The 22,265-nt window shown below is 66.3% G+C and carries 25 protein-coding genes; 15 read left to right on the top strand and 10 right to left on the bottom strand.

What is annotated here, in order from left to right:
* Positions 1-91 precede the first annotated feature (91 nt).
* From CH286_RS09560 to CH286_RS09545, 4 genes are all read left to right on the top strand, one after another.
* Positions 92-658, top strand: coding sequence for a histidine phosphatase family protein (locus CH286_RS09560; RefSeq protein WP_037152413.1), 567 nt, complete (start codon positions 92-94; stop codon positions 656-658).
* Between the two features lie 86 nt (positions 659-744).
* Positions 745-1,056: a PE family protein gene (locus CH286_RS09555; protein ID WP_037152410.1), complete on the top strand. Its 312-nt coding sequence runs from the start codon at positions 745-747 to the stop codon at positions 1,054-1,056.
* Between the two features lie 68 nt (positions 1,057-1,124).
* The gene (locus CH286_RS09550) at positions 1,125-2,294 is read left to right on the top strand and encodes a PPE domain-containing protein (protein ID WP_255182623.1); all 1,170 of its coding nucleotides are present in this window, start codon (positions 1,125-1,127) and stop codon (positions 2,292-2,294) included.
* The gene (locus tag CH286_RS09545; RefSeq protein ID WP_032401434.1) at positions 2,291-3,115 is read left to right on the top strand and encodes an ESX secretion-associated protein EspG; all 825 of its coding nucleotides are present in this window, start codon (positions 2,291-2,293) and stop codon (positions 3,113-3,115) included. The genes CH286_RS09550 and CH286_RS09545 overlap by 4 nt, the downstream gene beginning before the upstream one ends.
* Positions 3,116-3,136: 21 nt before the next feature.
* Here the strand turns inward: CH286_RS09545 and CH286_RS09540 are convergent, their stop codons facing one another.
* Genes CH286_RS09540 through CH286_RS09530 form a run of 3 tightly spaced genes read right to left on the bottom strand, consistent with a single transcriptional unit; the run spans position 3,137 to position 5,463 of the window.
* Positions 3,137-3,802 (bottom strand): histidine phosphatase family protein, encoded by a 666-nt coding sequence (locus tag CH286_RS09540; RefSeq protein WP_094609035.1) that lies wholly within the window; start codon positions 3,800-3,802, stop codon positions 3,137-3,139.
* Positions 3,799-4,731: a prephenate dehydratase gene (pheA, locus tag CH286_RS09535; RefSeq protein WP_094609034.1), complete on the bottom strand. Its 933-nt coding sequence runs from the start codon at positions 4,729-4,731 to the stop codon at positions 3,799-3,801. Before pheA ends, CH286_RS09540 begins: the two co-directional genes overlap by 4 nt.
* Positions 4,732-4,740: 9 nt before the next feature.
* Positions 4,741-5,463 carry a hypothetical protein gene (locus tag CH286_RS09530; RefSeq protein ID WP_094609033.1) on the bottom strand — a complete coding sequence of 241 codons (723 nt, stop codon included), beginning with the start codon at positions 5,461-5,463 and terminating at the stop codon, positions 4,741-4,743.
* A 117-nt stretch (positions 5,464-5,580) separates the two neighbouring features.
* Here CH286_RS09530 and CH286_RS09525 point away from each other — a divergent pair, with 117 nt between their 5' ends.
* The 5 genes from CH286_RS09525 (at position 5,581) to CH286_RS09505 (ending at position 10,401) form a co-directional block, all read left to right on the top strand.
* Positions 5,581-6,351: a DUF2470 domain-containing protein gene (locus CH286_RS09525; RefSeq protein WP_032381051.1), complete on the top strand. Its 771-nt coding sequence runs from the start codon at positions 5,581-5,583 to the stop codon at positions 6,349-6,351.
* A gap of 33 nt (positions 6,352-6,384) precedes the next feature.
* The gene (locus tag CH286_RS09520; protein WP_037152398.1) at positions 6,385-7,194 is read left to right on the top strand and encodes a CPBP family intramembrane glutamic endopeptidase; all 810 of its coding nucleotides are present in this window, start codon (positions 6,385-6,387) and stop codon (positions 7,192-7,194) included.
* A gap of 642 nt (positions 7,195-7,836) precedes the next feature.
* Positions 7,837-9,114 (top strand): LCP family glycopolymer transferase, encoded by a 1,278-nt coding sequence (locus tag CH286_RS09515; protein ID WP_230592280.1) that lies wholly within the window; start codon positions 7,837-7,839, stop codon positions 9,112-9,114.
* A gap of 60 nt (positions 9,115-9,174) precedes the next feature.
* Positions 9,175-9,735, top strand: coding sequence for a ferritin (locus CH286_RS09510; RefSeq protein WP_037152396.1), 561 nt, complete (start codon positions 9,175-9,177; stop codon positions 9,733-9,735).
* 111 nt (positions 9,736-9,846) lie between these two features.
* Positions 9,847-10,401 carry a ferritin gene (locus tag CH286_RS09505; RefSeq protein WP_032381166.1) on the top strand — a complete coding sequence of 185 codons (555 nt, stop codon included), beginning with the start codon at positions 9,847-9,849 and terminating at the stop codon, positions 10,399-10,401.
* Positions 10,402-10,522: 121 nt separating this feature from the next.
* On the opposite strand, the gene CH286_RS09500 is transcribed toward CH286_RS09505, so the two are convergent.
* Genes CH286_RS09500 through CH286_RS09485 form a run of 4 tightly spaced genes read right to left on the bottom strand, consistent with a single transcriptional unit; the run spans position 10,523 to position 13,618 of the window.
* Positions 10,523-11,434 carry a DUF5926 family protein gene (locus CH286_RS09500; protein ID WP_176458193.1) on the bottom strand — a complete coding sequence of 304 codons (912 nt, stop codon included), beginning with the start codon at positions 11,432-11,434 and terminating at the stop codon, positions 10,523-10,525.
* Between the two features lie 10 nt (positions 11,435-11,444).
* Positions 11,445-12,218, bottom strand: coding sequence for a glycerophosphodiester phosphodiesterase (locus CH286_RS09495; RefSeq protein WP_032401441.1), 774 nt, complete (start codon positions 12,216-12,218; stop codon positions 11,445-11,447).
* The gene (locus tag CH286_RS09490) at positions 12,215-13,267 is read right to left on the bottom strand and encodes a DUF4328 domain-containing protein (protein ID WP_094609032.1); all 1,053 of its coding nucleotides are present in this window, start codon (positions 13,265-13,267) and stop codon (positions 12,215-12,217) included. The genes CH286_RS09495 and CH286_RS09490 overlap by 4 nt, the downstream gene beginning before the upstream one ends.
* Positions 13,268-13,618, bottom strand: a complete 351-nt coding sequence (locus CH286_RS09485) for a rhodanese-like domain-containing protein (protein ID WP_032381046.1) — start codon at positions 13,616-13,618, stop codon at positions 13,268-13,270.
* Between the two features lie 277 nt (positions 13,619-13,895).
* Between CH286_RS09485 and CH286_RS09480 the strand changes: the two genes are divergently transcribed.
* On the top strand, positions 13,896-14,867 hold the full coding sequence (locus CH286_RS09480) for an LLM class F420-dependent oxidoreductase (protein WP_094609115.1): 972 nt from the start codon (positions 13,896-13,898) through the stop codon (positions 14,865-14,867).
* A 92-nt stretch (positions 14,868-14,959) separates the two neighbouring features.
* Here the strand turns inward: CH286_RS09480 and CH286_RS09475 are convergent, their stop codons facing one another.
* Positions 14,960-16,021, bottom strand: a complete 1,062-nt coding sequence (locus tag CH286_RS09475) for an acyltransferase family protein (protein ID WP_094609114.1) — start codon at positions 16,019-16,021, stop codon at positions 14,960-14,962.
* Between the two features lie 337 nt (positions 16,022-16,358).
* On the opposite strand from CH286_RS09475, the gene CH286_RS09470 reads away from it, so the two are divergent.
* Positions 16,359-16,982, top strand: coding sequence for a superoxide dismutase (locus CH286_RS09470; protein WP_032380929.1), 624 nt, complete (start codon positions 16,359-16,361; stop codon positions 16,980-16,982).
* Positions 16,983-17,061: 79 nt separating this feature from the next.
* On the opposite strand, the gene CH286_RS09465 is transcribed toward CH286_RS09470, so the two are convergent.
* A complete protein-coding gene (locus CH286_RS09465) occupies positions 17,062-17,982 on the bottom strand; it encodes a sucrase ferredoxin (protein ID WP_094609031.1) in 921 nt (306 codons plus the stop codon).
* Between the two features lies 1 nt (position 17,983).
* Positions 17,984-18,364: a hypothetical protein gene (locus CH286_RS09460; protein WP_094609030.1), complete on the bottom strand. Its 381-nt coding sequence runs from the start codon at positions 18,362-18,364 to the stop codon at positions 17,984-17,986.
* Between the two features lie 185 nt (positions 18,365-18,549).
* Here CH286_RS09460 and CH286_RS09455 point away from each other — a divergent pair, with 185 nt between their 5' ends.
* The 4 genes from CH286_RS09455 (at position 18,550) to CH286_RS09440 (ending at position 22,237) form a co-directional block, all read left to right on the top strand.
* Complete coding sequence (locus CH286_RS09455; RefSeq protein WP_094609029.1) at positions 18,550-19,077, top strand: peptidase; 528 nt, start codon at positions 18,550-18,552, stop codon at positions 19,075-19,077.
* 207 nt (positions 19,078-19,284) lie between these two features.
* Positions 19,285-20,007: a TMEM165/GDT1 family protein gene (locus CH286_RS09450; RefSeq protein ID WP_032380925.1), complete on the top strand. Its 723-nt coding sequence runs from the start codon at positions 19,285-19,287 to the stop codon at positions 20,005-20,007.
* A gap of 32 nt (positions 20,008-20,039) precedes the next feature.
* Positions 20,040-21,224 carry a sensor histidine kinase gene (locus CH286_RS09445; RefSeq protein WP_094609028.1) on the top strand — a complete coding sequence of 395 codons (1,185 nt, stop codon included), beginning with the start codon at positions 20,040-20,042 and terminating at the stop codon, positions 21,222-21,224.
* The gene (locus CH286_RS09440; RefSeq protein ID WP_094609027.1) at positions 21,221-22,237 is read left to right on the top strand and encodes a hypothetical protein; all 1,017 of its coding nucleotides are present in this window, start codon (positions 21,221-21,223) and stop codon (positions 22,235-22,237) included. The genes CH286_RS09445 and CH286_RS09440 overlap by 4 nt, the downstream gene beginning before the upstream one ends.
* The last annotated feature ends 28 nt before the right edge of the window (positions 22,238-22,265 follow it).

The raw sequence follows: 22,265 nt of genomic DNA, 5'->3' as shown, positions 1-22,265 counted from the left end.
CGTTGTGTCAATCGCTGTCCTGACCGACCGCAGCTCGGTGCCTGAACAACACCTGCGCCACAATGACACCTGGCTGCGCCACAATGACACGGTGCCTGCGTCCGTGACCCGACTGATATTGGTGAGCCACGCCAGAACCGCCGCAATGCGCACCGGCCGATTCCCGGGCGACGAGCCGCTGGACGACTCGGGAGTGCGAGACCTTGCTGCGGTGACCGACATTCCCCGAGCCGACCGCGTTCTGTCCGGCCCGGAATCTCGATCGATGGCCACGGCGCAGATCTTCGGCACCGACATCTCGTTCGAGCCCGCGTTGGCCGACATCGCCTACGGCCGTTGGTCGGGACTCGAGATGACCGATCTGCCCGACGCCGACGCGATGGCGTGGCTGAGCGATCCGGCGTTCGTGCCGCCGGGCGGCGAGTCTCTGGTCGCGTTGTTCTCTCGCGTGCAGAAGTGGCTCGAAGATGTCGGTTCGACTCCCGGTCGCACGCTGGTGGTGACCTCCCCCGCTGTGATTCGGGCCGTGGTGGTGCTGGTGTTGGAGGCTCCGGTTCGGTCGTTCTGGCGGGTCGACGTGTCGCCGCTCAGCCGCACTTCCGTCAGTCGTCGTGGCGGCGCGTGGACGATCGGTGCGGTGGCCGAGAAGTCGATCTGAGTATTTCTCGCATCGATGGAACCAAACCGTGCACGGTGGCGTCCTACCTACCGACAGTGGAAGTTCTTCGATCGGGGGCATGGCTCATGACCGTCATCAAGGTGGATCCGGTGGCACTGCAGCTCGCTGCGTCGGAGCTCGATGCGGTCGCCGCCAGGTTGCAGGCCGCCGTCACCACGACGGCGATCCCCGTGCGGCCACTACCGCCCGGCACCGACGAGGTCTCTCTACTCACCGAACGATTCTTCGGCACCGCGGCCGATACCTTCGGACCTGCTGCAGCACAGGGCATTTCAGAGCTACACCGCGCCGCCGAGGAACTACGGAAGCAGGCCGCGGACTACGTGGCAACCGACGACGACACGGCGGGCGGCCTACCCGGTCTACCCGGCATCTGACGCTCGCAACACAGCTCGACCGCACCACAGGAAACGATGCAGGGCTCGAACATCATGGGGGCTAGAGGATGACGCTCGGAGTGACAGGTGTGGTGTGGCTACCGCGCACGGCAACGGGAAATTCGACCCGACTGCTCGGGCCGGGTCCGGTGCCGTTGCACGTCGCCGGCGGCGCGTGGGGTTCGGTGGCTGCGGCGTTCACGGAGGCGTCGGCGAGTATCGCCGCGGTCACTGCGGCGTTGACCGCCGGGTGGGAGGGCGATTCGGCCCTCCTCGCTCAGGCCGCGCTCGCACGTTTCGCAACGTGGACCGGGGCAACGGCATTGAAAGCGGCCGCGCTGTCGGTCGAGGCTCCGGCCGCCGGGACCACCTATGGCGTGGCGCTCGCGACCATGCCGTCACTGGTGGAAATCGGCGTCGTGCAGGCCGCCAAGGTCACCGCTGCCTCCACGGGCGGCGCGCTGAACGGCAGCTACGAGGCAGCCGAGGTGGCAGACCGGTTGCTCGACATACGGGCAGCCCTGGTGATGGAGGGATTCGAGCTGGTCAACTCGCACCGCATCGTCAAGACCACCTTCGATCATCCGCCCGCGATCGTGTCCGATTCCGGGAGCGGCCTCGGAAAGTTCGCCAACGCCGTGATGACCTCGCCCGTTCAGGCTGCGATCGGCGGCCTGATGGCGGCAACACAGAATCCCGGAGTGGCCGCGGCCGCCGGACAGATCGGTAGCGCTGCCACCTCCATCGCAAGTACCGGCGTGTCCACCGTGGCCACTGCCGCGTCGAACATCGGGTCGACGGCACTGTCCGGCGTCGGCGGCGGTCACGGATTCGCGTCCAACGGTTCGGCGTCTCTCGCGGTCGGCCCGGCCTCCACGCGTCCGGTCTCGTTCGGGGCAGGAGGTGCCGGCCTCGGGGGCTTCGGCGGTGTCGGAATGCCCGGGTCTGCGCCGAGTCCTGCCGGTGGCGGTTCGACGCTCTTCGGTCCAGGCCAGAGCGGCCCTGCCAATGCGTTCGGCGCACCCACCGCCGCCGACGGGGGCCTCGCACAGCGTGGGACCGGCACGGCGGGTGCGCCCGCATCGGGCACTCGCGGGCAGGCCGAGGACGACGAACACGAGACCCCGGACTACCTCAAGCAGTTCGAGCACTTCGCCGACGGCCGTACCGTCGCACCGTCCGTCATCGGTGCGGATCCAGCCCTGCCTGTACCCGATACCAGCGGAAACGGCCGTTGATCGACTTGGGAACCGTGCCGGTGGGCCACACACTGCCGAACGCCGCGCTCGGTGTGGACGAGATGGACTTCCTGGTCGACGAGCTGTCCATCGCCGAACTACCCGTCGTCCTCGACGTGTTTCCGCGCTTCGACGACGCCACTGCCCGAGATCGCGCCCTCGGTCGTGGCCGAGACGCACTGGACAACGTCGGCCTGATCACCGGCGGCCGAGTTCACGAGGATCTACAGCAGTGGATGCGGGTTCTCGAACAACCGCACTGGTACGTCTCGGCGCGAGTGTTCGACGTCGAGAGCGACGAGCCGGCTCCTACCACCCGGATCTGCGTTGCGTCCGACGACCGGATCACGGTCTCTGCGGTCCGGCGAGAGAACGTCGTCACCATCCGCGTCATCCACGGCGACCCGGCCCGAGATCTCGCTGTCACGATCGGTCCCGCTACGCCGTTCGACCCCGGCATCGTCAACGCTCCCACCGCATTGCTGGCGCAGGCCCTCGATGCCGCACCGAGCGATGTCGGAGCAACCGCTTCCCGCCTCAGCCGCATCGGGATAGCCGACGACCGCGCGTCGGCCCTGGCATCGGTCATGGCCACGTGCGCCGGCAGAACCGAGATCACGGCTGTGGCGCCCAGACACGGCACCCGGCACGTGGCCGGTAGACCCGTCGCCCTGTTCGATACCCGAGCCGGACGCATCGTCGCCACCTCCACCCTGGCCGCCGACGGCACGTCCTGGAGCTCATTGACCGGGGCAACGGACCGCAAGGTGACGGCGGCGCTGACCGAGTTGATCGAGTCGGCTCGGGAACACCGGGTCTGACGAAGACAGGGTCTGACAGGCTCAGCTGATCGGGTTGTCGGCCTTCTCGCTGCCCTGGCCCTCGAACGGCGGCAGGAATGTACCCCACTTACCGCAGGCCCAACTCCCGCCGGGCAGCGGCAACAGTTCCACCGTCTGAGTGTTGTCGAGATGGTTGTCGGCTGCGAACGTGCCGTCGACGCCGGCCAGTACCGCCGCGACCAATCTGATGGCGGCACCGTGGCTCACGACGACGACATCGCCGGCAGTGTCGTCGCCGAGGTACTGCGCGCGCAGCGCATCGAGCACCGGCACATAACGCTCCAGCACCGAATGCCCGCTGTCGCCGCCCGGCACTGTCGCCGCCAGATCGCCGGTGTGCCAGCGATGGAAGACCTCGGTGAACTCCTTGTGCGCAGCGGGGTCGTCTCGGTCTTCGAGATCTCCGGCGTAGGTCTCCTGAATTCCTTCGGTCACCACCAGAGGAACCCCGGTTGCCCGCTCGATGTAGCCGGCAGTTTGCTTCGCGCGCAACGCAATCGAAGACACGAGGACGGCAGGTGGGTGCCCCACCCAGGTCCTGGCATACCTTTCGGCTTGCTGGTGACCCAGTTCGGTCAACTCGGCTCCGGGCGGCGCGGTATCGAGCATCTTCGCAACATTGGCTTTCGTCTGACCGTGCCGCACCAGAATCAGCTTGCCCATCACAGATCACCGCGTCCGGCGCGAATATCGTCGAGCCACTGCACGTGCTCGTCGATCGGCGGCGGCACCGATCCACCCGCTCCCGTTGCGATGGGCCACGATCCGAGGAACCGCAGCGGCATCTTGCGATGGAATGCCGTCAGTGCTTCGGCGACGAGCGGATCCTCGACATGGCCTGCGCAGTCGACGAAGAATCGGTACGTGCCGAATTGCGAACGCGTAGGACGTGATTCGATGAACGTCAGGTCGATGTTGCGAATCCCGAACTCGGCCAACGCCGCAGGCAGGGTGCCCGGGTCGTTGGGCGGCTCGAGCACCACGGCGGTGCGGTCTGCACCGGTGCGGGGAGCAACGGGCCGAGGCGGTGTCACCAGTACGAAGCGGGTTCGCGCACCCTCCACGTCGATGATGCCGTCGGCCAACGTCGGCAGCGACAGGCGCTCACCGGCCAACCGTGTCGACACCGCCGCGTCGACCATTCCGGCGGCAACATCTTCTGCCGCACCGGCATTCGACGAGGCCGACTGCACTGCCGCGCCGGGCATGGTGGCCTGCAACCACTGTCGCACCTGATTGAGCGCGATGGGGTAGGCGCTGATCGTGCGGGCCGAATCCAGGGTGACGCCGGGGCCCCCGAGAATGGTGAAGGCCACCTCGATCTCGGTCTCGGCGACGATCTGCAACCGGCGACCCTCGGACAACGCGTCGAGGGTCGGCGGTACCGCGCCCTCGATCGAGCTCTCGATCGGGACGACGGCCGCGTCGGCGTTACCCGAACGCACGGCCTCGAGTGCCGCGGGCGGGCTCGCTGCCGTCACGCGCTCGACGGCACCGTCCAGGCCGACGGCGGCGATGGTTCCGAGCTTTTCGAACTGCGCCAGCGCCATCTCCGTGAACGTTCCGGATGGGCCGAAATAAGCGATGCGAGGCACGCCTCGAGGTTACGTTGTCGACGTCCACGAAGCGATCAAACCGACCTCGACGAGCCGTTCGCGGGCAGCGACGGCGTCGGCGATCTCGATTCCGAGCAGCACCTCACGCACCGCCTCGGCGGCCTCGGGAATCAAGGCCCGCAGCGCGGCGACATTCGGGGCGGCCAGAGCTGCGCTGATGTCGTCTCCGCGCAGCGATGCCACCGTCGCAGCGAGGATCGCCAGGACGTCGTCGCCGGTGTCCGCTCGGGCGACCAGGCCGACGTCTGCATGGGAGACCACGGCGAGCACGTCGGCGATGCGTCTCGGGGTATCGGCGACGCTGATGCCCGGAGTCCGGTGCGCGAAGACGACGGCCTCCGCGGTCTCGGCCACGTCGATGGCGTCGAACACCGGGAAGACGACCAGCGGCGAGGGCAACCGCAGCGCGAGCGCATCGGCGAGATGTTCCGCGGGGGCGTCCACGTCGAATCGGACCACCTCGTAGCCGCCGGTCCGACTTGCGCGGAGTTCGTCCGGGTCGATGTCGAGGTGCACCACGATGCGCCCGAGATCGGCCGTGTCCGTCATCGCGAGCAGAGTCGACGCTCGGACCACGGGCGGGCCGTACTCGGCCCCCTGCGGGGCGGCGTTCAGCTCGACGGAATCGGAGCAGATCGGCAGCAGCAACCCGTGCACGAGTGCGTTCGGGTCGGGTCGGTGTGGCACACCGAGGGTCAACGGAATCGGCACGCCCCCACCGTAGTCCCGGGATGCTCTTGCGATCCTCGCCACACCGGTATAACTTAGGGACACATTACTTAGGTATGCCTCACCTTCTTGCCCAGCCCGATCGCATCGGAGGAGCCCATGCTCGGCGCAACCACCACCACCGGACCGTCCACTGCCGAACGCGTGCGCAGTGCCTGCATGCGCGCCGAGGGTGCCGCCCTGGCCATCGACGGCAGCGACCCGGTGGTCACGTCCCTTCATCATCTGCGACCCAACGGCGAGATGATTCTGGCCGTCCCCACCGACTCTCTCGACGACGCCAACACCTGGCAATCCTCGCGGGCGGGCATTCCTGCCGTCCTCGAACTCACCGATCACGCGCCACTCGCATTACGTGAACCAGTGCGTTCGTTGGTGTGGCTGCGCGGCGATCTGCGTCCGGTCCCGGAATCGCTGATGCGTCCCATGGCCGGAGCCGTGGCCGCAGAACACCCGCACGCGGCCCTGCTCGACGTCGGTCACACCACCTCGCTGATGCGGCTGATCGTGAGCTCCGCAGTGGTCGCAGACAGCACCGGCGCAGAACCCGTCGACGTCGAATCGCTGCTGGCGGCCGAACCCGATCCGTTCTGGGAGATGGAGACGAGCTGGCTCGAGCACCTCGATTCCGACCATCCCGATCTGCTCGCCCAACTTTCCCGACGCCTCCCGCCGTCCCTGCGGCAGGGTCGAATCCGTCCGCTGGGTATCGATCGCTACGGAATTCGGCTGCGCATCGAGAGCGACTGCGGTGACAACGACGTCCGCCTGGGATTCGCCGAGCCCGTCGACGACGTCCTCTCGCTCAGTCGGGCCCTGCGGGTACTCGCCGGTTGCCCGTTTCTGAACGGCCTACGCGCTCGCGGCTGACGCACGTTTCGACAAACAAGGCAGACTCGTGCGGTGATCGACTTCAAGAGCTGGTTGACGCCACCGCCGCCGGAGCGCACGGCTCCCCTGCCCGACGCTCGCGAGCGCACGACCATCAAGGTCGAGATCGCGATCGTGCTGCTGGTGACGTTCGGCCTCAGCGGAATGAGCAGCATCCTCTCTCTCGTCGAGGACGCCCTACAGACCGCGGCGCTGTCCGATCAGACCGTGGCACTGAACTCGTCGCGGTCGAGCTTCAGCCTGATCGATCTGTTGTTCCAACTGCTCAGCATTCTGCGGTTATGTGCCTGGGGCGGGCTGGGTTTGTACCTGCTGTGGCGAGCCGACCTGGCACCGCGGGCAATCGGACTGGCCAGACCGCGCCTGAAGATCGACCTCGGTCACGGCGTCGGACTGGCGGCGTTGATCGGGCTGCCCGGGCTGGCGCTGTATCTCGTCGGCAACGCTCTCGGTTTCAATCTGAACGTCGTTCCCAGCGCCCTCGACGACCACTGGTGGCGCGTGCCGGCCCTGATCCTGTACGCGCTGGCCAACTCCGGTGCCGAGGAGATCATCGTCGTGGCCTACCTGATCTCCCGGCTACGCAGACTCGGGCTCGGTGAAAACAAGTCACTGCTGTGTTCGGCGCTGCTGCGCGGGAGCTACCACCTCTATCAGGGGGTGGGCGGAGGCATCGGAAACTTCCTGATGGGGCTGGTCTTCGGCCGCTACTGGCAGCGCACCGGCAGGCTCTGGCCGCTGCTGATCGCGCATGCTCTGATCGATATCGTCGCCTTCGTCGGCTATGCCCTCCTGCGCGAACATCTGTCGTGGCTCCCCTGAATCCAGACCCGATCCAGGCGCGAGGAACCATGCTGTTTCCGCGCCGACAGCTACAGTCGATCCGTGAACGACGACGATCGCTACGGACGGCACGGCGCGCCGGACCGGCGCACGCCGCCTCCCGGTCGCACGCCTCCTCCAGGTCAGGCACCCCCTCCAGGTCAGACCCCGCCGGGGCGCACGCCGCCCGACCGATCGATGCCGAGTCGTCACGGCCGACCCGATCCAGCGCCCCAGCCCGGTCCAGCAGCTAGACCCAGCCCACCGCAGCCCGGTCCAGCAGCTCAGCCTCGTCGCGCCGAGGGGCAACCCCCGCAGCAGCCACCCCGCCGGCAGCCGCCCGACCAGCAGCGCCCCAATCCCCAGCGCCCCAATCCCCAGCGCCCCAACCAACAGTCACCGAACCAACAGCCTCCTGGCCCCAACCGGCCCGGCCAACAGTCCCCCGGCCAACAGTCCCCCGGCCATCGACCACCCGGCCAGCGGCCCTTCCGACAGCCGTCCGCCCAGCAGCCGCCGCCTCCTCGCGGGTATCGCCCCGGCCAGCCGCCACCCGAGCGAGGGCCGCGCCAGTACAACCCCGAGCGTCCGGCACGCGGCCTCCCCGTCCCACCGGGTCAGGTACCTGAAGGCACCGAGTTCATTCGGCGCGACGGCCGGCCTGTCGCCGGGCCGCCGCGCTCGGCCGCGGCCCAGCAGGCGTGGTCGCAGGCTCCGGAACCCGGTTCGGCACAGTCTCGTACACCCCGGTCCGATACACCCGATACACCCAATTCGACGCGTCAGTACTCACGATCCGCGGACGAGCAGCAGGGCCGCACCGGGTATGCCCCGCGCCAGCAGCCGGAGCCGTACACCGAGGAGCGCAAGCAACCCGCCGCGCCTGCACAGCGCCGGCCGGAACCCGCCAGACCACAACCGGCTCGACCACAACGAGATTCGCACCCACCCAAGGTCGCGAAGCCGCGCAAGCGCAGACGCTGGGGTCGACGTTTCCTGATCGTGCTGCTCGTTCTCGTGCTGGGAATCGGCGGCGTCGTCTACTACGTCGACAGCTCGTTGACGCGAGTCGACGCCCTCACCTCCTACCCTGGTCGCGTCGGAGACACTCCAGGCACCAATTGGCTTCTCGTCGGGTCGGATTCACGGGCAGGCCTCACGCCGGAACAGGAGGCCACGCTGGCCACCGGCGGCGAGGTGGGCCCGAGCCGCACCGACACGATCATCCTGATCCACATTCCCGAGGGCAGCGGGGCGACCACGATGGTCAGCCTGCCTCGCGATTCGTACGTGTCCATTCCGGGCAACGGCGAAGACAAGCTCAACGCGGCCTTCGCATTCGGTGGACCGTCACTGTTGGTACAGACGGTCGAAGGCGCGACCGGGGTGCATATCGATCACTACGCCGAGATCGGCTTCGGCGGCTTCGCCGGGATAGTCGACGCGGTCGGCGGGGTGAACGTGTGCGTGCAGAACGCAATCGACGATCCGTTGGCGGGCATCAACATTCCCGCCGGCTGCCAGGATCTCACCGGGTCCGAGGCGCTCGGGTTCGTGCGGTCCCGCGCAACCGCGCTGGCCGATCTCGACCGAATGAACAATCAACGGGCATTCATGTCCGCACTGCTCGAAAAAGCCACCAGCGCATCGACTTTCCTCAACCCACTGAAGCTGTGGCCGCTGGTGTCCGATACGGCGTCGTCGTTGAGCGTCGACGAGGGAGACCACATCTGGAACCTCGCCGCGCTGGCCTGGGCGATGCGCGGAGGTCCGGTGACCACGACGGTACCGGTCGGCGGATTCCAGGACTCCGACGTCGGAAACGTGCTGTTGTGGGACGACACCCGCGCACCGGCATTCTTCGACGCCATCGCCCAGGATCGCGAAATTCCACCGGATCTGCTGACCGGCGGGCCCTGAGCCGCCGAATCGGTCGTTCCTGCAGGCTCCACTCCACCCGAGACCGGTAGGTTGTGGACCATGACACTGCCGTCTGCCCAGCCCGCCGTGACGCCCGGTGCGTCGTTCCACGATCTACTGCGCGCTCAGGTGCGGCACGAGTTCACCGCATCGCAGCAGTACGTCGCGATCGCGGTGTGGTTCGACCGAAACGATCTACCGCAGCTGGCCACCCGCTTCTACGCCCAGTCCGCCGAAGAGCGTCGGCACGCCATGATGATGATCCGGTTCCTCATCGACAATCGACTCGATGTCGACGCGTCGAGCATCGGCGACGTGGTGACGGCGTTCGAGTCGGTGGTCGAGCCGGTGGAATTGGCACTGGCACAGGAAACGACGGTGACCGAGCAGATCACCGCGCTCGCGCGGGCTGCCCGGGCCGAGGGCGACTACATCGGCGAGCAGTTCACCCACTGGTTCCTCACCGAGCAGGTCGAGGAGGTGGCGGCGATGCAGAGTCTGCTCAACATCGTCCGGCGAGCCGAATCCAACCTGTTCGACATCGAGCAGTACGTCGCCCGAGAAATCGGTGGATCGGTGATCCGCGCCACCAATGCCCCGAAAGAGGCAGGGAGCGCGTAGCTTGCGCCCTGCTCAGAGCGGACATTTAGGATCCACTGTATTAGGCTACGTTCGCCTCAATTAGGTTCGACTTGGATGACAACGCCTCTGACCAGGCATATCGTCCTCGTCATGAGCGTAGATATCAAAGAAACCAGCCACACCAAGTTCCATGCACTTCTTCGCGACCAGATTCGCAACGAGTTCAACGCCTCGCAGCAGTACATCGCCACCGCTGTCTACTTCGCGAACGTCGACCTGCCGCAGCTGGCCAAGCACTTCTACGCGCAGTCGGTCGAAGAGCGCAACCACGCGATGATGATCGTGCAGTACTTCCTCGATCGCGACATCACGGTCGAGCTGACCGGCGTCGACGCGTCGAAGTCCGTCTTCACCGATCCTCGTGAGGCCATCGCCCTGGCGCTGGCGCAGGAGGAGACCGTCACCGACCAGATCATCGCGCTGGCGAGCACCGCACGCGAAGAGGGCGACTACCTCGGCGAGCAGTTCATGCAGTGGTTCCTCAAGGAGCAGGTCGAGGAAGTTGCCAGCATGAAGACCCTGCTCAACATCGCAGATCGCGCGGGCCACAACCTGTTCGACCTCGAGCAGTTCGTTGCCCGCGAGATGAACACCAGCGTGGTCGCCGACGCAGGCGCACCCACCGTTGCCGGCGGATCGCTGTAAATCCCGCCGCAAGTAGCGCGCTCGTACGGGTGGCCGCCCGAACAAGGATTCTTGTTCGGGCGGCCACCCGATGTGCGTTTCCGAGCAATTCGTCTCGACCGCGTATCCCGGCCGGAAGCCGTCAGCGCAACGTGACCTGACGACCGCGCAAGCCGTCACGTGAGCGCAGCTGCGCTGCAGTGAGCGGAGCGTCGACAGCGAGAGCTTCGCTCAGCTTGTCTCCGAATTCCTTTGTGGGCGAAGCCCATTCGGTGGGGTGCATCTCGGGATCGAGATCGAACACCGGCACCAGCAATCCGTGCGTACGGAACGAACCGGCGTAGCGCGATCCCTCGCCCAGGTGCAGATCGCCCGCAGCGTGCAGCCGAGCGAGAGCGAGCATCACAGCGTCTTCGCTCTCCGGCCGAACCCAGCGGATGTGCGCCTTGTCGCCCGCATCCACCCACCAGGCCGCGACGACGCCGTCCGCTTCGATCCGTGCCGACGGCATGATCGCTTGATTCGCACGCTCCACAGTGGCGGTCACATCGGCTGCGGGAGTGGCACTTTCGGGAATCCACCAGTTGAAGTCCTGATGGACGGTGATCTCGAGCAGCGCGGACGCGTCGAGCACCTCGGTCAACGCTGGGGTGCTGTCGGTGATGTTCGCGGCTTCGAGCGACTCGCCCGCGGAAGCAGTGGACACCCAGCCGAGTGCGCTACTGATATCTGCTGCAACGTCTTTCGACTGCGTCTGCACCTGCAGGCCGACAAATCCCTCGACGGTGCCCGCGTCTTCGCGCACCAGTGCCGCAACGGCACCGGGCAGCACCGTTGCCAGCGTGATGGTGCGACCGTCCACCGTGATCGGCGCGGTTGCCGTTGCCGACGGGACGAACTCGCGCAGCGCTACCAGATCGCATTCGGCGGCCAGGCCCTCGAACGGGCGGGCCGACGCCGAGTCGATGCTCGCGCGCTCGGCCTCACGCTGCGCCAGCTTCGCCGCTCGGTTGCTTCCCTGCTTCGGTCCACTGTTTCTTTTGCTCTTACCCACGCCCGAAAACCTACACGTTCTTCGATTCGAGCCAGGCTCGCGTTCGGCCGGGGTGGTTGGTGGCGATCCATCCGACACCGAGTTCGCGGCACAGGTCCACGTCCTCTTTCTCGTCGACGGTCCACACGTAACTGGCCCGGCCCGACGCGGCGGCGCGGTCGATGATGCTCGGGTGCTCGCGCAGCGCACGAATGGACGGTCCGACGGCGGTGGCACCGACGGTCGTCGCCGCTCCTCCGCCGAGGTAGTGCGAACTGTCGCCGAGGAGCACCGTCGGGAGCATCGGGGCAGAGCGGCGTACCCGCCAGACCGCCGACGGTGCGAACGACATGATGACCGCTCGCGAGTGGTCTGCCGATGCGGGCGCACCGATGCCGAACTTGCCCAGCTCCTCGAGTACCGCGCTCTCGATCAGCGAGCCGTAGCGCACGGGATGCTTGGTTTCGATGAAGACCTTGACCGGCTTGCTGGTCCAGTCGAGCACGAGCGCGATGAGATCGTGCAGTGTCAGGAGGTCGGCGGGTTCGTCGGGCTCGCCGTAGTTCAGCTGCGCAAGTTCGGCGAAATTCATCTCGCTGACGATTCCGGTGCCGTTCGAGGTTCTGTCGACACGACGGTCGTGCACGCACACGATGTGACCGTCCTTGGTCAGTCGTACATCGCACTCGACGCCGTCTGCTCCCTCACGCAGCGCCAGGTCGTACGCCGCGAGGGTGTGTTCCTTCTTGGCCGCCGAGGCACCGCGATGTGCGACGACGAGCGGGCCGCGGCGATCGGGACTCACGACGCCGTCACCGCTTCGTGCTCGGCGGGCTCTTCCTTCGAGCGCTCGGGACCGGTCGCCTCGATGTCGGTGGCCTTCGGGGCGGTGACCTTGCCCGTGGCCATGACCCATCGAGTAGGACGCGCCAGGGCCGATCCGCGCAGCGTGCGGCCCTCGAATCGGCGCATCACCGCCAGGGTGAGCACGGCCGAACCCGCAGCTACTGCCGCGACGACCGCCGACAGGAGAACTCCATCGGCCCGGGCCTGCAGGCTGCCCTGCAGATTCCACAGCAGTTGGACGACCACCAGCGCATTGCTCGCGGCCCAGACACCCCACCAGATGCGCACCAGAAACAGCTCGCGGTGCACGTCGGCCTCGGTGTCACCCCGTAGTCGGGCCAGCTCGGTCAGATACACCCCGGGCATGACGATGCGCACCAGCGGCAGCATCGACAACAGCAGCATCCATCGCACCGATCGTGGATCGGTCGCGCCCGCTGCGGCGAAAGCGAGCCGACGTTGCCGGATCAACCAGCACGACGAGCCGACGAGAGCGAACAGGCCGACGACGAGCGAGCCGACCTGGGCGAAGTACACCAACGCGTCGGATACGGCCAGGGTGATCGGCGAGACGAGTCGGGTGCGGTTGTACAGCAGAATTCCGTAGCGAAACACCTCGGCGAACGCGCCGAGAGCCAGCAGCAGCGCGGTGACGAAGACGAGCAACTGCGCGTTCGCGGCGTACTGCTCGACGCGTCCCACCGGCCGACTCGCCTCCGGATCGCGCGGGATGTCACGCAAGCCCCAGGTAGGCGTCGAATCGTAGTGCGGCGTCGGCGTCGGGGCTGCGGTTCGAGTCGTGCGGGCGGACGTCGAGCGCGATGTCGCCGGTCGTGCGACCCAGCGGAAGTTTCGTCGGCCCTGCGCAGGCGCTTGGGTCGACACCGGCGAGAGCAGGACGCCGTGGCAGCGGGGGCACCACGTGCCCGGCCGTGCACCGACCGCCCAGCGAGTGCTGCAGCGGGCACAGACCTGGAACGCCTGTGCGCGTCCCCGCGGTGCCGTCATCTAGATGATTCTCGGTTCGTGGGAGTCGTCGTCGCGTTCGATCGGTCGACCTGCGGCCTGCCAGGCGAGCATCCCACCGTCGACGTTGATCGCTTCGAAACCCACTCGGTTCAGGTATTCGACGACGCGGGCCGACCGACCACCGGCTTTGCAGACGACGTAGACCTCGGATTGATTGTCGATCTCACCGGCGCGGGACGGGATGTCACTCATCGGGATGTGGACGGCATCTGGCGCGTGCCCGGCCTGCCACTCCTCGGGTTCACGTACGTCGAGCAGCAGTGCCGTCTCGGGAAACGGCACCGGAAGTCGGTCGACGGTGACGGCGGGCGGCTGCTCGGGGTGAGACACACCTCGATCTTGTCACGGCCTCGCGCGAGGCTGCCACCCGTGTCCCGACGACCCGAGCAAGGCGGCGCTATGACCTACGTCACTCACGCCACAGAAGTTATCCACAGTATCCACAGGTTGATGCACAGAATCGGGGCCTGTGCCGGTTTCTATCCACAGGTCAGAGCGTCGAGTCGGTCTCGCGGTGTACCGAGTACCAACGCAGGTTGTGGATCGATGGTGATTTGACACAGCGACCGTCTGCGGTCCGGTGGAGGCGCTGTTTAGGCTGGCGAACATGACTTTCCCATCCCAGGTCGTTCCGCAGGCTCCCCTCCCGTCCGTAGAACTGCGCGTCTTCACCGAACCGCAACAAGGTGCCACGTACGACGACCTCCTCCGCGTTGCGAAAGCAGCCGAGGAATTCGGCTACGGCGCATTCTTCCGATCCGACCACTACCTCGCGATGAGCGGCGACGGCGGTCCCGGGCCCACCGACGCCTGGATCACGCTGGCAGGCCTGGCCCGCGAGACGTCGACCATTCGGCTCGGCACACTCGTCACCTCCGCCACTTTCCGCTACCCGGGGCCACTGGCCATCAGCGTCGCGCAGGTCGACGCCATGAGCGGCGGCCGCGTCGACCTCGGGCTCGGGGCCGGCTGGTTCGAGGACGAGCACAAGGCCTACGGCATCCCGTTCCCGCCGCTCGGTGAGCGTTTCGACCGGCTCGAAGAGCAACTGGCCGTCATCACCGGACTCTGGGACACCCCCGTCGGCGACACGTTCTCGTACGACGGCACGCACTACCCCGTCACGGACTCCCCCGCGCTCCCCAAGCCGGTGCAGACCCCGCACCCACCCATCGTCATCGGCGGCGGCGGAAAGAAGCGCACTCCGGCACTCGCCGCGAAGTACGCCGACGAATTCAACATCCCCTTCGCGTCGCTGGCCGACACCGAGACCCAGTTCGGTCGCGTCCGCGCTGCCTGCACTGCCGCCGACCGCGATCCGGACTCCCTCGTCTACTCCAACGCCCTCGTCCTGTGCTGCGGCCGCACCGAAGAAGACATCGCTCGACGCGCCGCCGCCATCGGCCGTCAGGTATCGGAGTTACGCGAGAACGGTGCCGCGGGCAGCCCCGCCGAACTGGTCGACAAGATCGGCAGCTTCGGAGCCGTCGGAGCCACCCGGGTGTACCTGCAGACCATGGATCTCACCGATCTCGATCACCTCGAGCTCGTCGCCTCCGAGGTTCTCCCGCAGCTCTGACCCCCAGAAACCGGCCGCCCGAGTCCACTCAACGTGACATTGACCCCCGAAAAGGCCACCAAATGTCACATCGAGTACCCAGGGGGCCTCGGTCAGGCGGCGGATCGAGCACGTAGGCGTGCGTAGGTCGAGCTGATATGTCGAGCCGCGGGCAGTTCGATCCAGCGGTACATGATTTCGGCGAGTGCCGCTGTGCCGGCGAGGAAGGCCAGCACGGCGGCGCTGGGGCCCAGGTGCGGCTCGACGGTGGCGTAGATGCGGTACAGCACGAGGGTGTGGATCAGATAGATCGCGTAGCTACGCGTGCCGATCCAGTGGACGACGGGCCAGCGGGTGATGGGCCCGTCGTATCGGGCCAGGATCAGGACGATGCCGGTGATGACCAGCAGGGTCCACAGGTAGGTGTCGCCCATCCAGAAGGTGTGGACGTCGATGGAGAGCCGGATGACTTCGATCTGCGCGATGACGCCGACGACCACCCATCGCCAGCCGACCAGTTTCGCCCAGCCGAGATAGATGATCTGGCCGAGGAACAGGGTCGGTAGTACTCCCGCGACCTTCGTCAGGAACGGGATCGTGTAGGGCTGCGGCAGGTACAGGTTGTAGGCGATGACCACAGCGCACAATGCAGCTCCGACCAGCGGCACCACGATGGGTCGGGTACGCAGCGGCCCGCGCATGGCAACGCAGTACAGGTAGAACACGATTTGCACGACGAGCGTCCAGGTGACGCCGAGGACGGCAACTTCGGGTCGGAGAAAGAAGCCGCCGAGGAAAAAGCTGAGCACGGCCTCGCCGTTGGTGATTCCGGGTTGACCGCTGAACATCCCGTTGAGGCCGAGTTTGACGAGGATGACCGCCAGCGCGACGGCGAACCAGAGCGCAGGGACCAGGCGGGCGAGACGCGCGACCATGAAGTCCCGACGCGAGTGCCGCATCGCCGATCGGGTGATCAGCAGGCCGGTGAGCAGCATGAACATACTGACGCCGACGAAGGACAGGTGCAGGTTCAGTCCGGCGTCTTGGATGAGGACCGTGTTGACCACGTCGATCACCCACCAGCCACCGCCGATGTCGTCGATCAGATAGAACGAAATGTGTGAGTACAGGACTGCGAAAACAGCGATCACGCGAAGGAGGTCGGCACCGTTCATCTGAACTCGGGGCGCGGTGACCGGCTCCACGACGGCGGAGTCCTCGACCGTATTTCGGCTCGGTCGGTCCCCTTCCACACCCGCGAGTTTAGGTTCCGTTCAACTTCAGGACCAATCCAGACCCGCTCCGCAACTGTTTCGTGATATTCGGAGCGAATTCGCAGCCGCGAATTCCGTTGCCTTGTTCACGTGAATTTATTCCGAGAAAAGCATCTCGGTTACAACGGTTGCACAAGGGGTAGGAATGAGATTGGGTTGAACCCCACGAAAGATCCGAAGTAGGACGAACGTGCCCGCATCACGCGATGGGTACGGCGTCGTTAGAGAAGGGAACCACGTGTCCGAGTACACCTTGCCCGACCTTGATTTCGATTACTCCGCCCTCGAGCCGCACATCTCGGGCGAGATCAACGAGCTTCACCACTCCAAGCATCACGCCACCTACGTGGCAGGCGCGAACACCGCCCTCGAGAAGCTCGCCGCAGCACGCGAGAACGACGATCACGCTGCCATCTTCCTGCACGAGAAGAACCTCGCGTTCCACCTCGGTGGCCACGTGAACCACTCCATCTGGTGGAAGAACCTCTCGCCCAACGGTGGCGACAAGCCCGAGGGTGAGCTCGGTGCCGCGATCGACGACCAGTTCGGTTCGTTCGACAAGTTCCGCGCACAGTTCACCGCTGCCGCCAACGGCCTGCAGGGCTCCGGCTGGGCAGTGCTGGGTTACGACTCGCTGGGCAAGAAGCTCCTCACCTTCCAGCTCTACGATCAGCAGGCCAACGTGCCGCTGGGCATCATCCCGTTGCTCCAGGTCGACATGTGGGAGCACGCCTTCTACCTGCAGTACAAGAACGTCAAGGCCGACTACGTGAAGGCGTTCTGGAACGTCGTCAACTGGGCCGACGTCCAGGCTCGTTTCGAGGCCGCCACCTCGAAGACCCCGGGTCTGATCTTCCCGTAGGTTTCGAGATTGCCGTAAGTCGCGCAATCGCAGACAGGGCCACCGCATCCGTTGCGGTGGCCCTGTCTCGTTCGAAAAGTCATGCGCTCCCGGCTGCGGGAACCGACCGAATCGACGTGACGCCGTGGTCGGGCGTCGCGAATGCTTCCGAGCGGCAGGTCGTCCTACGCGGGGTCTCGGGATCGGGCGTCACGTGTACCTGCACCGATCCCGACGCTGTCACCACGACGACATCGGACCCGCCGCTGGACGAGGTGACCTCGGTCGGGTGCACGTCGTCGATTCCGGTAAGGCCGTACTCGGTTCGTACGGCGTGTTCGGCGATCTGAGCGGCCGTGTCGTCGGTGCAGCGGCCCCGGTAGTTCTGCAGGGTGAGCTGCCCGCGGTCGTGACCGTCCACCACGGCCTGCGCGTTTGCCGGGTCGAGGTTGCCGTAATAGCTACCGTCCGGCAATGCCACCATGCCTGCTGCGTATCGGTCCCCGCCCAGATGCGTCGATTCCCATACCCGCCCGTTCGGTCGATTCAGGACAGCCGCTACCGGCCGACCGAGCACCGCGCAGCACGGGTCCTTCTTGCCGTGCGTGCAGACGAGGTACAGCCGCTGGTCGACGCGAGTCCCGGTGCCGGGTGGGGTGCCTTCGGCGGCGGCTTCGAGCGGTAGTCGAAGTATTTGCTCGAGAGTGTCGATCGAGTACTGCTCCAGCCATGCACTGCGGCGACCCGAATGAACCAGGAACACCCGTCGTGTATCGGTGGGTTCACGCCTGCCGTGAGTTTCTCGCACGAGTTGAGGGCGAACGCCGACGGCCTTGCAGCGCCGCGAGAGTTCGGTGCCGATCCGGCCCAACGGACCCTCCGGATCCCATGGTTCGCGACCCCACGGGCCGCGATGTTCGATCAATACCCACCCTTCGGCCCTCGCTGCTGTTCCGCGGAGCGACTCGTTGCTCGCGCGCGCCACCGCAGCGCAGCCCACCCAGCGTTCGGATGCAGGCACGTCAGCCCCCGATCTGCGACGCGGTGTCGATCAGAGCGCGGGCGGTCAGCACGTTGCCGAAGAGAAAATCCTTCGACGGCAACTCGATCACCCGAGCACCGAGACCGGTGAAGAGCGGGTTCTGTCGTAGCTGTGCCACGGCATCCTCCGTCCCGGCGTCTATCAGCAGGAGGATGTCGTCGGCCGCCAGTACATCGATCAATTCCGGACTGACGTCGAGGGTCTGCACCGCGTCCGAACCGCGATCCTGCTGCGCGGGGGCTCGGTAGCCCAGATCGGCCAGAACCGAGTACGGGAACGATCCGTCCTGGGTCATGTATCGCAACGAGTCGGCTCGCACGCGCGCGACGGTCAACGTGCTGTTCTCGCCAGGTGCGCGCACCGCGGATTCGTCGACCTCTGTTTTTCACCGCAGCAGCGTATCGACTGCCGACCCGCCGTGGGGCGGCTACGTTTTCGGCTGGCACTCTCCCCATCTTGTGTGCCAGCCGTTTTCGGGTCATCCTTCTCCTTACCCAACGTCGTGTACCCGGCTTCTGCCTTGTACCTGTCTGGGAGGGATGCGCAATGGACGATCGAAATCTCATCGGTGTCTCGCCTTTTCACGCCGCCGGTCTGCTGCGCGGGTTCGTGATCTCCGGCCGTTGGCCGGACACCACCAAGGAGTGGGCCCAGTTTTTGGCGCTGACCGTTCGGGTTGCGTCGATGCCGGGTCTGTTGGCGACGTCGACGGTGTTCGGGGTGCGGGAGGAGTTGCCCGAGGATCCCGAGCCGGGGACGGTCGGCCTGGTGGTGGCCGAGGGACCGGTGATCGGCGATTTCGCGTTGGCACCCGGACGATTCTCGGCCCATCAGCCGGCCGCGTTGCTGATGTTGCATCCACCGTCGGAGACGACGCCCTCACTTCCGGAGTGCGCGGGCGCTGCCTCCGGTTGTGTTCTGCTGCCGGGTCTTCCGCATCTCGGCCTCGATCACCGGGCTGCGTGGGTGGAGGCCGAATCCGACGGCACCGTGACATCGATGGTCAGTCGGGTCGGCCTCGATCCGATCAGCGATCCCGACACCGCAGTTTTGGCAATGCTCCTCGCCTCCTGACCGCTCCCCGCACACGATTTTTCGGGTGCCCAAACTTATTGGCGCATTGGACAATTCGCGAAACGGCACTTAGAGTCGTCTACAGCGAAGGGGAGTAGCCCCCAATCAACGTGTCGACATACTGGTCGTAAAACTGCGACCCGGCACCTGAACCGGTTCTTCCGGTGGGCGAGACCTTCGGTCCGTTCGACGACCGAGGAGTCTGCTGTGCTGTCCGCATTGTTGTTGAGTTTCGCTGTCATTTTCGTGGCCGAGTTGGGTGACAAATCCCAGCTCATGGCCATGACATTCGCTCTGCGCTACAAGTGGTACGTCGTCATCGGCGGCATCACGGTCGCCACCACGATCGTGCACCTCGTGTCCGTCGCGGTCGGCCACTTCCTCGGCGTGTCGATCCCCACCGAGGCCATATCGATCGTCGGCGGCATCGCATTCGTCATCTTCGGACTCTGGACGCTGCGCGGCGACTCGTTGTCCGACGACGAAGGCGCGAAGGCCTCCCGCGTCACCAAGTCCGCCTTCCTGGCGATCGCTTCGGCGTTCTTCCTCGCCGAGCTGGGCGACAAGACGATGCTGGCGACCGTCACTCTCGCTGCCGACAACGACTGGGTCGGCGTCTGGATCGGCTCGACGATCGGCATGGTCGCGGCCGATGCGCTTGCCATTGTCGTCGGTGCGGTTCTCGGAAAGCACTTGCCGGAGCGCATGATTCAGTACGGCGCTGCAATCCTGTTCTTCGTCTTCGGTGCCGTCCTGTTCTTCGAGGGCCTCATGCCGGGCACATCCGCGCCGTACATCGCAGCGGGAGTGGTCGTGGCGATCTCCGCCGTCATCGTCGCGGTGCTTCGCGCCAAGGCGTCCCGCACCGAGTCCTCCAGCTCCGACGGGTCGCACGAGATCGAGCAGCAGACCACCACCGAAGACGCCTGACCTTGGTTTACACTCCTCCCTCGGAGGGGTGAATGGACGACGAGCAGCAGGTGGCCGGAGCCGACGCGGCGCACCGTTCGACGGATCGACTGATCAGAATTTTCGGCCGTTTTGTCGGTACCGGCTATCTGGTCTATCTGCTGCTGTTGATTCCCGACATCGGGCGCAGTAGCGAAGCAGTTCCCGGTTGGTGGACCCCGGTCACCGTGGTGGTCGTGTTCGGCAGCGGTTTCGCGTTCGGAGCCTCCACCTTTCATCCGAGCATCACTGCCATCAGGATCGCCGGTTCGGTTGCGGCGTCGGCATTCCCGATCATGGCCCTGCTGTGGTGGGCCGCCTGGGACGGCACCGCCTTCGATCAGGCCGGGACATTTCTCGCGGCGTTCCCCGGCCTTGCGGCGCTCGCCGCTGCCACAGTGTGGCGTCCCGTTCCGGCGTTCGTCCACATGACCGTCAGCGTTGTTATCGTCCAACTCACCAATCAGGCTCTGCGAGAACCGTTCCCGCGCAGCAACATCGTTGCGGAGATCTTCTTCGCGATGATGTTCTGCACGGTGTTCGTGGCGGCCACACTCGCCGCGGTACGCACCGGACGCATTCTCGATGCCACCATCTCCGAAGCACACAGCGACGCGGCACGGGCGGCGGCGGCCTCCGCGCGCGAAGTCGAGCGTGAGCGGTTCGACGCGCTGATCCACGACGAGGTCATGTCCTCGCTGCTCGCCGTCGCGCGCCATGGCCGCACCCCGAGTCTGGCCCGCCAGGCCCGGTCGGCACTCGCCCATCTGGACGATCTGACCACCGGTACCGTCTCCGACAATTTCTCAGCCGACGAGGCTCTCGCTCAGCTTCGTTCCGCCGCAACGACGGTCGACGAGTCGATCGAATTCACCGTACAGGCGGAAGAGCCCGAACGATCGGAGGACTACCCGGCCGACGTCGTCAGATCCGTCGCTGCAGCTCTCGCTGAAGCACTGCGCAACAGCCGAATTCACGCACCGGCGTCGAACCGATCGGTCACTGCCCGCGTGGGCCCGTCGTCTCTGCAGGTCACCGTTCGTGACGACGGTGCGGGCTTCGATCGGCGCTCGGTGCCGCCCCACCGACTGGGCGTCGCCGTCAGCATCGAGGGCAGGATGCGTCAGCTCGACGGCGGATCGGCCGACATCGAGTCCTCCAGCGCCGGCACCATCGTGCGGTTGGGTTGGAAAGGATGAACGGCCAGGACATCCGCGACCTGCTGTCGATGAAGTCGACGGCCGCATATGCCGTCGCAGTGTTCTTCGTTCTCGCGTGTGCCGTGTGCGCCGGCGCGACGCTCGACGGGGTCTCGGCGGTGTGGCCACCGTTCGCGGCGGTTCTCGTGTTCGCGGGAGCCGTCACCCTGTTGCTCGGCGCTTCGGGCGATCCATTGGGGGTTCGCTCGACAGCATTGCTCACCGTATCGGGTCCGGTCGCCGCGACCGCGGTCTTCGCGGTGCTACCGGTACCACTGACCGGAAGCCTGCAGACCTGGCCGTTGGGCATGTCCGTGGTGATCTACACCTTCATGTGCGTCCGCGGCCGGACACCGGCCGCGTGGCTCGGGTTGGTGCTGACCATGGCCGTCGCCATCGGGTGGGCGGCCGTGACGGGCCAGGGCGTGCTGTACGGGCTCTCGTTCAGCGCCATCAACGTCGCTCCGCTGTTGATGGCCACATTCTTCGCCTTCACCATCCGCCCCTTGGCCGCAGCAATCTTCGAGTTGCGCACGCAGTCCACGGTGCGTATCGCGTCCCGAGCCGCCGCGGCTGCCGTCCTCGAGGAACGAGACGCGCGTCTGGCCAGTCTCGACGCATTGGCCCGTCCGCTGCTTCAGCGCATAGCCGACGGCCCCGACCTCACAGAGGAGGAGATCCTCGCGTGCGTGTTGCTCGAAGCCGAACTCCGCGATTCCCTGCGCGCCCGCGGTCTGGTGCGACCCGACCTCGCTCGCGCTGCGAGATCGGCACGGGCCCGAGGGGTCGAGGTGATGATGCTCGACGACCGAGCCCCGGCCACGCTGAACGACGACGCACGCGACCGCATCGTGGCCGCCGCGTCGAACAGCCTGGACGGTGCCGACGCCGGGTCCGTGACGGTCCGGCTCCTCCCTCCCGGGCGCCCGGTCGCGGCCACCGTTCTGCTCGACGACCTCGGCGACACCGCACGGCGAATCGAGTACGACGACACCGGCCGAATCACCAGCTGAACGCCGGGTTTGGGCCGAGACCGTCGTG

The organism is Rhodococcus sp. WWJCD1, from assembly GCF_002258735.1.
Lineage (GTDB): Bacteria > Actinomycetota > Actinomycetes > Mycobacteriales > Mycobacteriaceae > Rhodococcoides.
Note: the sequence above shows the minus strand (reverse complement) of the source record. Positions and strands in the feature narration are given on the sequence as shown.

Excerpts from the sequence above, each read along its gene's own strand:
- CH286_RS09555 (WP_037152410.1), top strand. The coding sequence starts at position 745 with ATGACCGTCATCAAGGTGGATCCGGTGGCACTGCAGCTCGCTGCGTCG.
- CH286_RS09550 (WP_255182623.1), top strand. The coding sequence starts at position 1,125 with ATGACGCTCGGAGTGACAGGTGTGGTGTGGCTACCGCGCACGGCAACG.
- CH286_RS09525 (WP_032381051.1), top strand. The coding sequence starts at position 5,581 with ATGCTCGGCGCAACCACCACCACCGGACCGTCCACTGCCGAACGCGTG.
- CH286_RS09510 (WP_037152396.1), top strand. The coding sequence starts at position 9,175 with ATGACACTGCCGTCTGCCCAGCCCGCCGTGACGCCCGGTGCGTCGTTC.
- CH286_RS09505 (WP_032381166.1), top strand. The coding sequence starts at position 9,847 with ATGAGCGTAGATATCAAAGAAACCAGCCACACCAAGTTCCATGCACTT.
- CH286_RS09490 (WP_094609032.1), bottom strand. The coding sequence starts at position 13,267 with ATGACGGCACCGCGGGGACGCGCACAGGCGTTCCAGGTCTGTGCCCGC.
- CH286_RS09480 (WP_094609115.1), top strand. The coding sequence starts at position 13,896 with ATGACTTTCCCATCCCAGGTCGTTCCGCAGGCTCCCCTCCCGTCCGTA.
- CH286_RS09475 (WP_094609114.1), bottom strand. The coding sequence starts at position 16,021 with ATGAACGGTGCCGACCTCCTTCGCGTGATCGCTGTTTTCGCAGTCCTG.
- CH286_RS09455 (WP_094609029.1), top strand. The coding sequence starts at position 18,550 with ATGGACGATCGAAATCTCATCGGTGTCTCGCCTTTTCACGCCGCCGGT.
- CH286_RS09445 (WP_094609028.1), top strand. The coding sequence starts at position 20,040 with ATGGACGACGAGCAGCAGGTGGCCGGAGCCGACGCGGCGCACCGTTCG.
- CH286_RS09440 (WP_094609027.1), top strand. The coding sequence starts at position 21,221 with ATGAACGGCCAGGACATCCGCGACCTGCTGTCGATGAAGTCGACGGCC.